The sequence below is a fragment of the Pseudoalteromonas sp. TAB23 genome, from assembly GCF_000498075.1.
Taxonomy (GTDB): Bacteria; Pseudomonadota; Gammaproteobacteria; order Enterobacterales; family Alteromonadaceae; genus Pseudoalteromonas; species Pseudoalteromonas arctica.
This window is the reverse complement of the sequence record NZ_AUTP01000143.1, coordinates 1-14,582: the sequence shown is the minus strand read 5'-3', so window position 1 is coordinate 14,582 and position 14,582 is coordinate 1. Positions and strand designations below refer to the sequence as shown.

At 40.1% G+C, this 14,582-nt stretch carries 9 protein-coding genes and 4 pseudogenes; 10 read left to right on the top strand and 3 right to left on the bottom strand.

What is annotated here, in order from left to right; genetic code table 11:
* Positions 1-1,852 (top strand): annotated as a pseudogene (locus L654_RS01000000125565) (molybdopterin cofactor-binding domain-containing protein); the annotation flags it as partial.
* A 69-nt stretch (positions 1,853-1,921) separates the two neighbouring features.
* Here L654_RS01000000125565 and L654_RS0105575 read toward each other — a convergent pair.
* Positions 1,922-2,119, bottom strand: a complete 198-nt coding sequence (locus L654_RS0105575) for a CsbD family protein (RefSeq protein ID WP_007581220.1) — start codon at positions 2,117-2,119, stop codon at positions 1,922-1,924.
* A gap of 280 nt (positions 2,120-2,399) precedes the next feature.
* On the opposite strand from L654_RS0105575, the gene L654_RS0105565 reads away from it, so the two are divergent.
* The 5 genes from L654_RS0105565 to L654_RS0105545 all read left to right on the top strand — a co-directional run bounded on the left by L654_RS0105565 (position 2,400) and on the right by L654_RS0105545 (position 8,246).
* On the top strand, positions 2,400-2,813 hold the full coding sequence (locus L654_RS0105565; RefSeq protein WP_024607509.1) for a group II truncated hemoglobin: 414 nt from the start codon (positions 2,400-2,402) through the stop codon (positions 2,811-2,813).
* An 83-nt stretch (positions 2,814-2,896) separates the two neighbouring features.
* A complete protein-coding gene (gene hrpB / locus L654_RS0105560; protein WP_024607508.1) occupies positions 2,897-5,323 on the top strand; it encodes an ATP-dependent helicase HrpB in 2,427 nt (808 codons plus the stop codon).
* 95 nt (positions 5,324-5,418) lie between these two features.
* The gene (locus L654_RS0105555; protein ID WP_007581226.1) at positions 5,419-5,883 is read left to right on the top strand and encodes a nuclear transport factor 2 family protein; all 465 of its coding nucleotides are present in this window, start codon (positions 5,419-5,421) and stop codon (positions 5,881-5,883) included.
* Positions 5,884-5,939: 56 nt separating this feature from the next.
* Positions 5,940-6,284, top strand: coding sequence for a DUF6694 family lipoprotein (locus tag L654_RS0105550; protein ID WP_024607507.1), 345 nt, complete (start codon positions 5,940-5,942; stop codon positions 6,282-6,284).
* Positions 6,285-6,722: 438 nt separating this feature from the next.
* On the top strand, positions 6,723-8,246 hold the full coding sequence (locus L654_RS0105545) for a diguanylate cyclase (RefSeq protein ID WP_024607506.1): 1,524 nt from the start codon (positions 6,723-6,725) through the stop codon (positions 8,244-8,246).
* 49 nt (positions 8,247-8,295) lie between these two features.
* Here L654_RS0105545 and L654_RS0105540 read toward each other — a convergent pair whose 3' ends face one another.
* Positions 8,296-8,511, bottom strand: coding sequence for a hypothetical protein (locus tag L654_RS0105540; protein ID WP_002958138.1), 216 nt, complete (start codon positions 8,509-8,511; stop codon positions 8,296-8,298).
* A gap of 170 nt (positions 8,512-8,681) precedes the next feature.
* On the opposite strand from L654_RS0105540, the pseudogene L654_RS01000000125560 reads away from it, so the two are divergent.
* From L654_RS01000000125560 to L654_RS0105520, 4 genes and pseudogenes are all read left to right on the top strand, one after another.
* Positions 8,682-10,581 (top strand): annotated as a pseudogene (locus L654_RS01000000125560) (DUF1800 family protein).
* 9 nt (positions 10,582-10,590) lie between these two features.
* Positions 10,591-11,922, top strand: coding sequence for a DUF1501 domain-containing protein (locus tag L654_RS0105530; protein ID WP_024607505.1), 1,332 nt, complete (start codon positions 10,591-10,593; stop codon positions 11,920-11,922).
* Positions 11,923-12,030: 108 nt separating this feature from the next.
* Positions 12,031-12,739, top strand: a pseudogene (locus tag L654_RS01000000125555) (DUF1499 domain-containing protein).
* A 143-nt stretch (positions 12,740-12,882) separates the two neighbouring features.
* Positions 12,883-13,929 (top strand): NAD(P)-dependent alcohol dehydrogenase, encoded by a 1,047-nt coding sequence (locus tag L654_RS0105520; RefSeq protein WP_007581239.1) that lies wholly within the window; start codon positions 12,883-12,885, stop codon positions 13,927-13,929.
* A 342-nt stretch (positions 13,930-14,271) separates the two neighbouring features.
* Here L654_RS0105520 and L654_RS0105515 read toward each other — a convergent pair.
* A pseudogene (locus tag L654_RS0105515) lies at positions 14,272-14,582 on the bottom strand (MFS transporter); the annotation flags it as partial.

The window sequence follows — 14,582 nt, the reverse complement described above, 5'->3', positions numbered from 1 at the left end:
GCAGCGTCTGCGTGAAATGGGCGCAAGTGTGCGTTACATGATGCAGCACGCTGCCGCTAAGTATTGGAAAGTTGACCCGCAGACCTGTACAGCCAATCAACACGTTGTTACACACAGCTCAGGTAAATCGCTTACTTATAAAGATTTAATCGACTTAGCGCTTACAATAACGCCACCAGAAGCTGACAAACTAACACTTAAAACACGCAAAGAATGGCGCTATATTAATACTGGCATGGCGCACATAGATTTAGCCGACTTAGTAACAGGTAAAGCAATATTTGCAGCCGATGTACGCGAACCAAANTGGTAGGCGGTGTTGTTAAGTCATTTGATGCCAGTGCTACAAAAGCGATAAACGGCGTTATAGATGTTATTGAAATACCTGCACCAAAAGGCGCGCCGCAGTTTCAGCCAAAAGGTGGCATTGCGATTATAGCTAAAAACACATGGGCTGCATGGCAAGGGCGTAAGGCATTAAAAGTCGTGTGGGATAATGGCAAAAATGGCGATTACAATTCAAAAGAATTTAAAAAGTCATTATTACAAACAGTACAAACTCCACAGGCAAACATACGTGATAAAGGCGATGCCATGGGTGTGTTGGCTAAATCGAGCAATAAACTGGTAGCTGATTATTACGCGCCGCATCTTGCTCAAGCACCAATGGAGCCGCCTTGTGCAACAGCTATGTACAACAAAGATAGTGTTGATATATGGGCTGCTACGCAAAATCCACAAGCNGGCGGCAATGCTTAGCATGGATGAGAGCAAAATTAATGTTCACGTTACCATGTTGGGAGGCGGCTTTGGGCGTAAGTCAAAACCTGACTTTTCAGCAGAAGCAGCTTACCTTTCAATGAAAGTAGGCAAACCTATTCGTGTGCAATGGACGCGTGAAGACGACATACAACATGGTTTTTACCATGCAGTTTCGGCTCAGCACATTGAAGCATCGCTAGATAAAAATGGCGCTATAGAATCTTATTTACACCGCACCGCGTTTTCACCAATTACCTCTACCTTTTCAGAAGGGGCGACTACGCCAGGAAGCTTTGAACTGCGCTTAGGATTTACCGATAACCCTATTAACACACCTAATATGAAGTTAGAAAACGGTGATGCGCAAGCCAAAGCACGAATTGGTTGGATGCGCTCTGTATCAAATATTTTTCATGCCTTTGCTATTCAGTCATTTATTGGCGAAGCAGCGCATAAAGCCGGTCGCGACCAAAAAGACTATTTACTAGACACGATAGGTCCGAGTCGCATTGTTGATGTAACTGAGCAAAATGCCACATACGATAATTACGGTGGCGATAAAGCGGTTTATCCTCTAGATATTGGCAGACTGCGCCATGTTATTGAAAAAGTAGCTGACATGAGTAAATGGGGGCGAGAGCTTCCTAAAGGTCGAGGTTTAGGAATAGCAGCACACAGAAGCTTTTTAACTTACGTAGCTACGGTAGTTGAGGTAGAAGTATCGGATGCTGGCGATTTAAAAGTAATTAAGTCGTGGGTTGCCATTGATGCGGGTACGGTTGTAAATACCGACACCGTTAAAAACCAAACCCAAGGTGGCTCTATTTACGGTATTACAACTGCAATCAGCGATGGTATTACCTTTGATAAAGGGCGCGTACAGCAAAGTAACTTTCATGATTATCGTGTACCGCGTATGAGCGACTCACCTCTTGAGATTGACGTTGAAATTGTACAAAGTGATGCACCACCAGCAGGAGTAGGCGAGCCGTCTACACCAGTTTATGCGCCAGCATTATGTAATGCTATTTTTGCAGCGTGCGGAAAGCGTATTAGGCAGTTACCGATTGGTAACCAATTAAAAGCGTAGCTAAATAACCTACAGCTTAAACAAAAAAAACCGCCAAATGGCGGTTTTTTTAAAAGCGGTTAACGCGGTTTAACGACCTTTTTCAAACTCATCAACTTCACGCTCTGCTTCTTCTTTAGATTTACCGTATTGCTGCTGAATTTTACCAACTAGCTCTGTACGGCTACCTTCAATTTTATCTAAATCGTCGTTGGTAAGATCGCCCCATTTTTGTTGAGCCTTACCTTTAAGTTCTTTCCAATTACCTTCGATACGATCGCTGTTCATAAGTTTATCCTTACTTTAGGTTAGTGAATTAACTGTCAGTTATAAAGTAGCAAGCCTTGTACCAAGGAATAATAATGGTTTTATTGTTTTTATTATCAGTTGGTTATATTTTTATGTTGAGCGATTTTGTTTTTAATATTGCGCTATTTATTAAAAAATATACATAGCAGCCTGTAATTATTGCTGACATAAGTTACGCCGCTTTGATGTAACTCATTCTTAAATTTTTGTTTTAAGCTAATATGCAGGTATTAAACAAAGTAGTTAACCTGAGTGAGTTATGAATACAAAAACGTGTGAATACGGAGTGGATGACTGCTCATACAAAATGGCAGGTGAGTTAGCAGGTATTACACAATTGGTGAATGCGTTTTACGATAATATGGACGCTTTAAAAGAGGCTGAAAATATAAGGAGTATGCATTCAAAAGATTTATCAGCATCACGTAAAAAGCTCGCTTACTTTTTGTCGGGCTGGTTAGGTGGTCCTAAATTATACGCTGAACATTTTGGCAGTATTAACATTCCTCAAGCGCACAAACATCTACATGTAGGAATTGAGCAAAGTGATGCATGGCTTTTATGCATGCAAAAAGCGGTTGATGAGCAACCTTACGAAGCACCATTTAAAATTTACTTAATGCAGCAATTACGAGTGCCTGCAGATCGAATTAGAATGGTGTCGGGTAGCTAATAGCAATTATTAATAAATATCAACCGCAGCTAGGCTTTGGTTTTTTGTTACAATGCCTGCAAAGCAATTTAGGGTAAATAGCTGTGCTGCCGGTTCAAGACATATATCAACAACTCGTTACTACATTACAAAGTAATCCTATTACGTTATTACAAGCGCCGCCTGGTGCGGGTAAATCTACGTGGTTGCCGCTGCAACTAATGCGCGATGGGTATTTTAAACGTATTGTAATGCTAGAGCCTCGCCGTTTAGCTGCTCGTAATATTGCCAGCTACCTAGCAAAGTGCCAAAACGAAAGTGTTGGGCAAAGTGTGGGCTTGCGGATTAGGGGTGAGAGTAAAGTAAGTGCTAATACGCGCCTCGAAATAGTCACCGAAGGCATGCTAACGCGCATGCTGCAAAACGACCCCGAATTAAGCGATATTGATTTACTGATATTTGATGAATTTCATGAGCGTTCAATTGCAGCCGATACCTCACTTGCCTTTGCGCTCGAGACCCAAAGTGCGCTGCGTGAAGATTTAACCATTATGCTTATGTCGGCAACTCTTGATACTGAGCGTTATACAGCGTTTTTTGACTGCCCTGTAATTCAATCAAGCGGTCGCAGCTACCCAATAGACGAAATATACATACCCATAAAAGATGAAAGCCGTTGGCTTGATGCAATTCCTAGCATAATAAAACAAGCACTTAATGAGCAAACAGGTAGCGCATTGGTATTTTTACCTGGGCAATTTGAAATACTACGCGTGCAACAAGCACTTAGCGATTTACCCAGTAACTGCCAAGTTGCAACGTTATTTGGCGAGCAAGATAAAGCCAATCAGCAAGCTGCTATTGCTCCTGCACCAAACGGCATGCGCAAAGTAGTGCTTACTACAAATGTAGCCGAAACCAGTTTAACTATTGAAGGCATACGCATTGTAATTGACAGCGGCAAGCGCCGTGCAGCTACCTTTAATTTAAAAACAGGGGTTACTGAGCTCACAACACAAAGTATATCGCGCTCGTCTGCTGTGCAACGTGCAGGGCGTGCAGGGCGAATAGAGCCGGGCATTGTTTATCGAATTGGCTCAAAGCAAACCTTTGAGCGACGTAATAGCCACGACAATCCCGAAATACTCACATCAGACATAAGCCAACTTATGCTTGAGGCAAAGCAGTGGGGAGCCAGTATTGATGAGCTAACCTTGCTCGATAAGCCCACTGAGCAACAATGCGAGCAAGCAAGTAACCTGCTTAACATGCTAGAAGCTATTGATAGCAAAGGTAAGCTCACACCGCTTGGCAGTAAAATGTTAGGTTTTGGTGCTGATATTCGTTTGGCGCATATGCTATTAAAAGCACACATACTTGATGACCAACTCCCTGGTATTTTTAGGCTCGCTATTTATTTAGTGGCATTACTTGAGAGCCGAGTAAACAGTGCAAACGAGTTGAGTTTAGCGTTGCATAGCCAACAGCAACGTCCGCATCCGGTATTTAAACAACAGTTAAAATATTGGCAAAGCCGCTTAAAAGTAAAAGACGAAAACAGCGAATTAAATACTCATTATATTAGTTTGCTAGTGGCATTGGCATACCCCGATCGTATTGCTAAAAAACGCGGTAATGGTTACCTACTTGCCAATGGTGCAGGTGCTGAGTTAAATGCCGATTACTGGCACAACGACGATTACTTAGCTATAGCAACCATGGGCGGGCACAAAGGAGGGCGTATATTTGCAGCCACCGCGCTTAACCCATTTGAGTTACAAGAATTTTTACCGCATTTATTTAGTGAACTTACTCGCTGTGAGTTTGACGAAAAATCAGCACGTTTTATTCATCAAGATGAAGTAAAGCTCGGGGCTATAACGCTCAGCAGCCAGCCTAGTAAACAAAAACTAGATAAGAGCGAGCGCGCTAAAGCGTGGCTAAACTTATTTGCTAAACACGGTTTTGCATTATTTAACGAGCAACCTGATGCGCAGCAATTGCTGATACGTATGAGCTTAGCAAGTAATTTAATGCCTGATAAATTCCCAAAAACAAATGAGCAACAACTCATTCAAAATGCAGCGCAGTGGCTAAGCGTGTTTTTAGAAGATATTAAAACGCTCACGCAGCTTAAAAAGTTTAACTACTTTGAAGCATTACAAAACTGTTTTGATTGGCAACAACAAACCGCTTTAAAAGCACTGTTACCACTGCGCTTAACGGTGCCAAGTGGCTCAAATATAAAAATAGAATACCAACTTGATGGCCCCGCAAAGCTAAGCGTGCGCATGCAAGAAGTTTATGGCTTGACCAGTACGCCTATGCTTGCCAACGGTAAACTGCCACTGCTTATGGAGCTGCTATCGCCAGGTAAACGCTCATTGCAACTTACTCAAGATTTAGCCCACTTTTGGGCTAGCAGTTACCGCGATGTGCAAAAGGAAATGAAAGGTCGTTACCCTAAACATTTTTGGCCAGACGACCCAGCCAACAGCGTTGCAACAAATAGAGTGAAAAGCAAAATGTAGGTGTTAGTTACTTAAAGTTATTTGTTTTATTTTTGAACATATTAATATAGTGTTCCTATAAATGAATCAATATTTTTAACTACAGGGAATAAGTGATGAAGCTACTTTTAACGTTAGGTTTGGCTCTAGTAACTGCTTTTTCGGCTTATGCGGAAAAGCCACTCGACTTAAATGCGTTTGCGCAGCAGTATTATAAAACAATGACCGCAACACAAGCACCTAACGCAGGTGCTAAAGAGCTTGAGGCTTACCTTGCATTGTTAACCGATGATATTGGCAATCAGCATATTCCGTATCAACCGGATGACTCACGTACTCCAGATGGTAAAAAGCAGATGCGCAAAGGTATGAGTTTTTACTTAGGTGCACACACATTGTTTGAAAGCACACTGCTTAATACATTTGTGTTTAACGATACAGGCTTTGCTATTCGTTATAAAAACTATGTAAAAGGTATTCATCCGCAAAATAAGCAGCCAATTGAGTATACCTCCACAATGATGGAAGTGATTGAAATTGAAAACGGCAAAGTGGCGATGATCCGCAAGTATCACGAATAAACGAATAAACGAATAAACGAATAAACGAATAACTAATAAAACAAATAAGGATATATATGAAACATTTACTTATCGCATTATCAATATTAATGCTTAGTGCATGCGTTAGCACAAAAAATGATTTTAGATTTGATGGCTCCACACCAGAGACAACTCAAATGGGAGTTAATAAAGTTTTAAAAGCATTAAAGCCTCAAGATTCAATGCGTTTTTTAGGCGCCTTAATCGCAATTCAATTTTCTGACGTGCAAAGCTTAGACGATATTATGGGCGACCCGACCATGATGGGGGAAATGAATTACTTTATTATTGGCAAAAAAATAGATGGTTTAAATTATTACGAAGTACTGGAGCTTGCGAGTTCGTCTCCATCAAAAGTTGAATTTTCTGTAGTGGAATAATTTCAGCTTTTTGTACTACTTTAAATGTTTAATACCAATCCGCAATAATACTTAATCATTTTGCGGGGCTAAACGTGTCGCTACCTGCGTTAAAAAATTCTCATTTAGAACAACTAAATAGCGAATTTTTTGCCTAGCTATCAACACGTTTTTCCGCCCTCAAAATAGACCACTTAATTAAGCGAATTGGTATAATTTTATGTCTATATTAAATATATTATTGAAAGGGCTAAAATTTTAACGCTATAAAATTTAATAGTAAGCTTTGTTTATTCCTGCTCATGAATTTATACTACGCTTTAGTAAGAAGCTAATTATTTATTATTTAGATGCAGCAAGTCTAAAGCATAAAACGTAAGCTACTTTGACTTAATTTTACACGATTAGATAGAGACTATGACATTAAGATTTTTTGTAATAATAGGTACTTTGATTTTAATGTGCTTTGTAACAAGTTTATTAGTTGGGTACCGCTATTTCTTTAGCCTGCCGACCATAAACACTAGTATTGAAGATTATCAAAATCGTGAATTATTAAGTCTTAAAATTGCGCTTGATAGAGAGTTTATATTTTTAGAAACACTCAATTATGACTACGCCGTATGGGACGATACCTATAATTACATGGCTGATTTTGACGTAGAATATGTAGATTCAAACTTTGTAGGTGACACCTTCTACTCTCTCAAAATTGATGGTGTGTTTATTTACGATATAAACTTTAATATGGTTTACGGGCAAGCGTATGATTATATTAAACATACTGAGTTTGATGCGCCTGATTTAGATTTACAGGTTAATAAATTAAACCGCGCAATTATTCCTAATTCAAAAGCCTCTGAAGACGACAACAGTTTAAGCCATTCTGGTTTTTTGCAAACAGCGGACGGCCCTGTCATGTTTGCATCGCATGTAATAAAGCGAACAGATAAAACAGGTGAGCCTGTTGGTAGTATTGTTTTTATAAAAAAAGTAAGACCGTCGTTGATCAAGTCCCTAGCTGAGATTGCACAAGTGGAGCTTAGCTACTCACAAATAGAACAGGCTAGTTCTTTAAACGATATTGCGACGCTTAAAGGGAGCCTCCAAGGAGAGGACATTGCCACTCAAAGGAAAAGGGTGATTCTAGATATAAACGATAATCCACTTATTGCTTTGAACATTAAGCACCACCATCAAACACTGCCAGTTTTATTTGATCACTATTTAAAACTTATTTTGTTAATGTTTTTTGTAATGTCACTTTTGAGTTTCTATATTGTAAATCGTTACTTTATTGAACCACTTATTAACGGTGCGTCCGCTATCAATTCAATGTTGGTTAAAAACGATTTACAGCCTCTGAGATTCAGTAATAAATTTTTAGAAATGCGCGTTTTAATTAGCGGGTTTAATGCATTAATTAAACAAGTTAAAGATCAAAATTTTAAGCTTGAAAAAATAAGTAAAATTGATGGGTTAACCCAAATTTACAACAGGCGTGCCTTTGACGAAATTATTGCGGCGCAATGGGAACAGGCTCAACAGCAAAAAAATGCCTTTGGAATAATATTACTTGATGTAGACCATTTCAAAAATTATAACGATTTTTATGGTCACCAAGAGGGAGATGCCGTTTTACAAGCTCTTGCCCAAAAACTAAAACAAGTAGCTAAGCAAAACACAGGTACAGTGGCGCGCTATGGCGGCGAAGAGTTCATATTATTCTTTAAACAGCTTTCTTATGAAGAGTTTGTAGATATATCTCAGCAATTGCTTTTGGCGGTTAGGGAATTAAATCTACCTCATGAAGCGTCGCCTGTACGTGAGTATTTAACAATTAGTGCTGGGTGTGTATTTGCTACAAAAGAAACCTTAAGTAGTAATAATGTGTCTATGCAATCACTAATTAAAGAAGCTGACATAATGCTTTACGAAGCGAAAAACTCAGGTAGAGATAAAACATCAATCAAATCTATATAATTCAAGTGAATTATTAAAGATGCATCAGCTGTTTTTTATTATAAAACGCTTAAACCTCTTTCCCGCCATGGCTCTGTGCTAGGTCGTCAAGTTCGGCGCAAGTGTAATCAAAACCACTTTCGTCGTATTCGTATGTCACTTTTACACTATCGCCGCCATTAAAAAGTCGTGTTTTTACATCGTTAACCGGCCAGTCTTTCAGCTCGTGTAAAAACCGGTTAGCAACTTGTGAAGATTCAAAACAATAGCGAATTTCTGTTTTCATAAATAATAAAGCTCTGGCTGTTTACCCCTGCAGCTAGTGCATTATTAATGGGGCGTTCATGATTCGGTTACAAAAAATAAAGAGTTAAATTGTAAATTTTGTGTTTCAATAAATGCATCAAACTCGGTACACACTAACGTACTTTAATTAACAAATGATGACGACTTTACATGCATTATAAATTTGCTCTGATCGCAAGCTCGGTTTTTATACTAAGCGCTTGCGGTGGTTCAGGCTCAGATGATACGCCAACCGTTAACGGAAATAAAATCCCCATTTTGTCAGTCGCTGATATTCCTAGTGAATTAAGTAAGGGCCAAACAATTGAGCTAACAGCAACAGCCAGTGATAAAGACGGCACTATTACATCGATTGTATGGCAACAAACGCAAGGGCCTGAACTAATTAGCGGGCCTTCAGAGGCAGTAACCACCTCAGTAACACTGCTAAATGCGCAAAGTTATAAGCCTGTTAATTACGCTTTTTCGGTCACAGCAACCGACAATGAAGGAGCAAGCAGTGTAAAAACGCTGAGCTTTATAGCGCGCAATAATATGGATGAGATTAGCGCCGCACGGTTACTACACCAAGCAACAATGGGGCCTAAGCTTAGTGAAATACAAAACGCACAAGGTTTAAGCGAGCAGCAATGGCTTGATAAACAAATAGCGCTACCTATTAATTATCACCGTGATTATTTAGTAAAGCTAAATGACGATGACGACTTTAAATACATAAGCCGCATAGATGCATGGTGGAAAGCAGTAATGCAAAGTGACGATCAACTCCGTCAACGTGTTGCATTTGCGTTAAGTGAAATATTAGTGGTGTCGGATGAGAACAGTGCCTTAAGAGGGCAACCTGAGGGCATGATCACTTATTACGATTTATTACTAAAGCATGCCTTTGGTAATTATCGTGACTTACTCGAAGATGTCACGCTTTCGCCTATTATGGGAACTTATTTAAGCCATTTGGGTAACGAAAAAGCAGACGATACACTTAATATTCGCCCAGACGAAAATTACGCACGTGAAGTAATGCAGTTATTTACTATTGGCCTTGAAGAACTAAATCTAGATGGCAGCGCCAAGCTTGATGCACAAGGTAATACCATTGCCACTTACGGACAGGTAGAAATAGAGGGTTTTGCACGCGTATTTACTGGTTGGACGTTTGCCGATAGTGAAACATTTAAGCGTAAAAGTCGTGATTATATTAAGCCAATGGAAGCATTTGACGAGTACCATTCTAGTAAACAAAAAACCTTACTAAACGGTGAGGTTATACCACAAGGTTATGCAGCAGAAGAGTCATTGCAAATAGGGCTCGATAATTTATTTAATCATCAAAATGTTGCGCCGTTTATTAGCAAACAGCTTATTCAGCGATTAATTACCTCAAACCCAACCCCCCAATATGTTGAGCGAGTAGCTAATGTATTTATTGATAACGGCGCTGGTGTACGCGNCGGCGGTAGTAAAGGCTATTTATTTAGATGATGAAGCGCGGCATTTTGGCTCAGTGCTTAATTACCAAGGTAAAATTAAAGAGCCTATTTTAAAAACTGTACAGTTTTGGCGAAATCTCGATGCTAAATCGCCAGCGGGTTATTATAAAACATGGAATTTAATAAATAGCTACGGACAAGGACCCATGCAATCGGCTTCAGTATTTAACTTTTTTAGGCCTGATTATCAAACCGCAGCTTTGCGAAATGAAGGTATTGTTGCACCAGAATTACAAATAGCAAACGACGCAACACTGATTGGCACCATGAACGCGCTTTACGCAAGCTTAGTTTGGAGTACCGCAGAAGCGCGCAGCGATTTAAATTCAAATAGTATTTATATTTATGTTCAAGACGACATGAATTTTTTAGAGGAAAATGGTGTTAGCGCGCTATTAGCTCAGTACAACACGTTATATTTTGCAGGCGCAATGAGCAGTGACACGCGCCAAGCGTTACTTGATTTAGATGCCTATTTTAATGAAGAGCAATACCGTGAACGGGTTTCGTATTTATTATATATGATTGCTATTTCACCTGAATTTAACGTGCAGTATTAGGAGCGCATAATGAGCATTAATAGAAGAGAGTTTTTGTCGTTATGTGTAAAAGGCAGTGTATCGGCTGNGAGCCTGCAATTACAAGCATTAACTGGAGCGACTAATGCAGTTGAGCTAGGTGATTACAAAGCATTAGTGTGTGTGTATTTATACGGAGGGAATGATTCGTTAAATATGCTAGTTCCGCTTGAAGGCGAGCAACGTAGTGTTTACGAGCAAAGTAGGCAGAACCTAGCGGTAGAGAGCCCACTTGAGTTAAGTATTAAAAGCCAGTTTGCCGGTGGAGTCGGTATTCATCCTTCACTTGAACCTATACAAAATGTGTTTGAATCTCAAAATTTAGCATTTATAGGTGGGGTAGGTACTTTACTCGCTCCCACAACATTGAGTGACTATAAAAATAAAACAATAGGTTTGCCTAAGCATTTGTTCTCGCATAACGATCAGCAAGCTGCATGGATGTATGGTCGAGAAAAACAATCACTTAATAGCGGGTGGGGCGCACGACTTTTAGAACGTTTAGAGCTACAAGATGAGTTTGCAGCTAATGTATCACTCGACGGTACTAATTTATGGCAAACGGGAAGTGCTAGCAATGCATTTGCGCTTAACAAAAGTGGCATTAGTAGTATTAACGTGTTTGGAGGGTATCAACCTCGTAGCGAGCACGTAACTTCTATTATGAACCGCTTACTAGGCAATACGAGCCATCCGTTAAGTACAGCTTATGCCAATGGCTTAACAAGTGCGATAAATAACACTCAAGCAATGAACAGCGCGTTAGAAAGCGCGCCTGCACTTATTACCCCATTTAGCGATAATAGCCTTAGTGAGCAATTTGCAGCAGTCGCTAAAACAATTAGCGTACAGGCAAAATTGAGCACTCAGCGCCAAGTGTTTTTTGTTTCTATGGGGGGGTATGATACGCACGATAACCAATTAACAACGCACCCTGCTTTATTAAATACGTTAGCTCAAGGGTTAAGTGAATTTGATAGCGCGATGAAAGAGCTTGATATGGCAGATAAAGTGACTGCGTTTACTATGTCTGATTTTGGTCGCACGTTGACCTCAAATGGCGATGGCACTGACCATGGTTGGGCAGGAAACCAAATAGTAATGGGCGGCGCAGTAAAAGGCGGCAATATATATGGCGAGCTACTAACTCAACATTTGGATGGCCCACAAGATACCGGTGGCGGGCGTTTAATTCCAAGTGTTGCTAATGAGCAGTACTTTGCCACATTGGCTCAGTGGTTTGGTGTGCCAAGCTCTGAGCTTGTTGATATTTTCCCAAACTTGAGTAACTTTGATCACACAACATTGGACTTTTTTGTGTAATTAGTCGCTAATAGTAATCTAAAAGCACTTATTAGTAGTATAAGCTACTGGTTAATAGTGCTTATCTGTTTTAATAATAAAAATCACACACAATATAGGAATCATAAAATGAAAGTTTTAGTGAGCTTAGTTAGTTTAATCGCTTTTTTACTCGTCATACTGCCAGGGCCTTTGTATAAATTTGGTATTGTAGAATTAGGTGTTGCGTTTACGGGGTTTAAATTTGGCGTTTATGCTGGTGGCGCTGCATTGGTGCTACTTATAGTACAAGCGTTATTTATGCGTAAAACGTTAACGCTAAGCAGTGGTGTTATTGCACTTGTATTTTCGGTTGTGGCTATTGCTATGCCACTTAATATGATGAACAAGGCTGAAGGTGTACCGGCAATTCATGACATTTCAACTGATTTAGTTAATCCACCAAAATTTGTAGCAATTGCACCACTACGTGCAAATGCATCTAACCCAGTAGAATACGCGGGTGAAGAAACGGCAGTACAGCAACGCAAAGCATACCCGGAGCTGGTAACGATAAGCTTTGCACAATCTAAAGCCGATTTAATGACAGCAAGCGAACAAGCAGTTAAAAATCTTGGCTTTGCATTGGTAAGTGCAAATACGGCTACAGGNGGAAGCTACCGATACAACAACGTGGTTTGGTTTTAAAGACGATGTGGTAATTCGTATTAAAGATGAAGGCAGCCAACGTTTTGTTGATATTCGTAGTAAGTCGCGAGTAGGGCGTAGTGATTTAGGAAAAAATGCAGAGCGCATTCATTCAATTATTAATGAATTAAACAGCTTACTTGCAAAATAATTAAATTTAGCTCCCTAGTCCTAACGATTAAGCCCAAACACTGTTTGGGCTTTTTTTGTGCCTATTTTATATTGTCAGGTTCTATTCACAGGCTATGTACTATGCTGTTGATGATTTAAATTTTTAACCACTATGGAGTTATTATGAAAACAGTAGGATATGCAGCAAAAAGCCAAGGTTCTGAATTGACAGAGTTTTCTTTTGAGCGCCGCGATTTACGAAATAACGATGTAGAAATTGAAATTTTATACTGTGGTGTGTGCCATTCAGATTTACACGCCGTACGAAATGATTGGGGTGGCAGTGACTACCCATTAGTACCTGGGCATGAAATTGTTGGTAAAGTTATGTCGGTAGGTAGCGACGTTAAAAAATACAAGCAAGGCGACACGGTTGCTGTTGGTTGTATGGTTGATTCGTGCCAAAGCTGCGATCAATGTGATAACGATGAAGAGCAATTTTGCCGCGAAGGTATGATTGGTACTTACGCAGGCAAAGACCGCATTAGTGGTGAAATGACCCAAGGTGGGTATTCTAAACATGTTGTTGTACGCGAAGAATTCGTACTTTCCGTACCAGAAAATTTAGACCTTTCTCGCGTAGCACCGCTACTTTGTGCAGGTATTACTACTTACTCGCCACTTCATAAATGGGGCGTAAAAAAAGGTAGCCGTGTTGGTGTTGTTGGTCTAGGCGGACTTGGCCATATGGCCGTTAAAAATGCAGTTGCAATGGGCGCAAGCGTTACGGTAATTGGCCGTAGTGAGTCTAAAAAAGATGATGCGGTTAAATTGGGTGCTCAGCATTACTTAGTGTCATCTAATGATGACGAAATGAAAGACTCGCAATCTGCCTTTGACGTCATTATAGATACGGTACCTGTAAAACATGATTTATCTATTTACACACCACTACTTGATGTAGATGGTACTTTAGTTATCGTAGGCCAAGTTGGTCCTGTAGATGAGCTAAGCACGGTGCCATTATTAATGGGTCGCCGTCGTATTGCAGGCTCACTTATTGGTGGTATTGCACAGACGCAACAAATGCTCGACTTTTGTGGTGAAAATAACGTGCTACCTGAGTGCGAAATGATCAACATTGACGAAATTAACACTGCATACGAGCGTATGGAAAAGTCAGACGTACGATACCGCTTTGTTATTGATATGGCATCGTTAAACGCTTAATTTACTAAGGCCTGTTTATCTTTCGAGGTTAAATTTGCAGCAGACTGTTTGGTATTTAGGCAAGGCAGAGCCTATGTAGTGTGGTTATTCCCCGTAAGTAGGCGATAACGCAGCATAAATGCCAAACATGCGCTGCCCTTTGGGTTCTTTCTAGGGGCAATTTACTCTTTGTTGCTCGGTTTTTACTTAGCCCACTAGGTTACAAACCTCACGCCGCGATTAAATCGCCCCTAGATTGAACAAATTTTAATCCTGAAAGGTCAACAGGCCCTAGGTAAATTAAAAATAAAAGAGCCGCTAATTAGCGGCTCTTTTTGTATTTTAAATTAATCTGAACTCAAGTTAATTAGTAGCTTGCGCTGTTGGTTGCTGTTTATTTAGTTGTAAGTAACTTAGTAGCCACATACCCAAACCACCTAAAAATAATGCAGCTGCTACGTAACCTGTTTGATTAGGTGCAGCACCCTGTGCTATTGCAATTCCACCGACCCAAGGGCCTATAGCATTGGCAGTATTAAATGCGCACTGTACTAAGGCACCAATCATAGCGTGGCCTTCGGGTGCAACGTCCATTAAAAGCGTTTGAATCAGCGTAGCCAAGCCCACACTGCAACCAATAAAGAAGATCACTGCATAAAGAGCCCAAATATTAT

Bases quoted from the DNA above. Each gene is read 5' to 3' on its own strand.
- L654_RS0105575 (WP_007581220.1), bottom strand. From the start codon at position 2,119: ATGAACAGCGATCGTATCGAAGGTAATTGGAAAGAACTTAAAGGTAAG.
- L654_RS0105565 (WP_024607509.1), top strand. From the start codon at position 2,400: ATGAATACAAAAACGTGTGAATACGGAGTGGATGACTGCTCATACAAA.
- L654_RS0105555 (WP_007581226.1), top strand. From the start codon at position 5,419: ATGAAGCTACTTTTAACGTTAGGTTTGGCTCTAGTAACTGCTTTTTCG.
- L654_RS0105550 (WP_024607507.1), top strand. From the start codon at position 5,940: ATGAAACATTTACTTATCGCATTATCAATATTAATGCTTAGTGCATGC.
- L654_RS0105545 (WP_024607506.1), top strand. From the start codon at position 6,723: ATGTGCTTTGTAACAAGTTTATTAGTTGGGTACCGCTATTTCTTTAGC.
- L654_RS0105540 (WP_002958138.1), bottom strand. From the start codon at position 8,511: ATGAAAACAGAAATTCGCTATTGTTTTGAATCTTCACAAGTTGCTAAC.
- L654_RS0105520 (WP_007581239.1), top strand. From the start codon at position 12,883: ATGAAAACAGTAGGATATGCAGCAAAAAGCCAAGGTTCTGAATTGACA.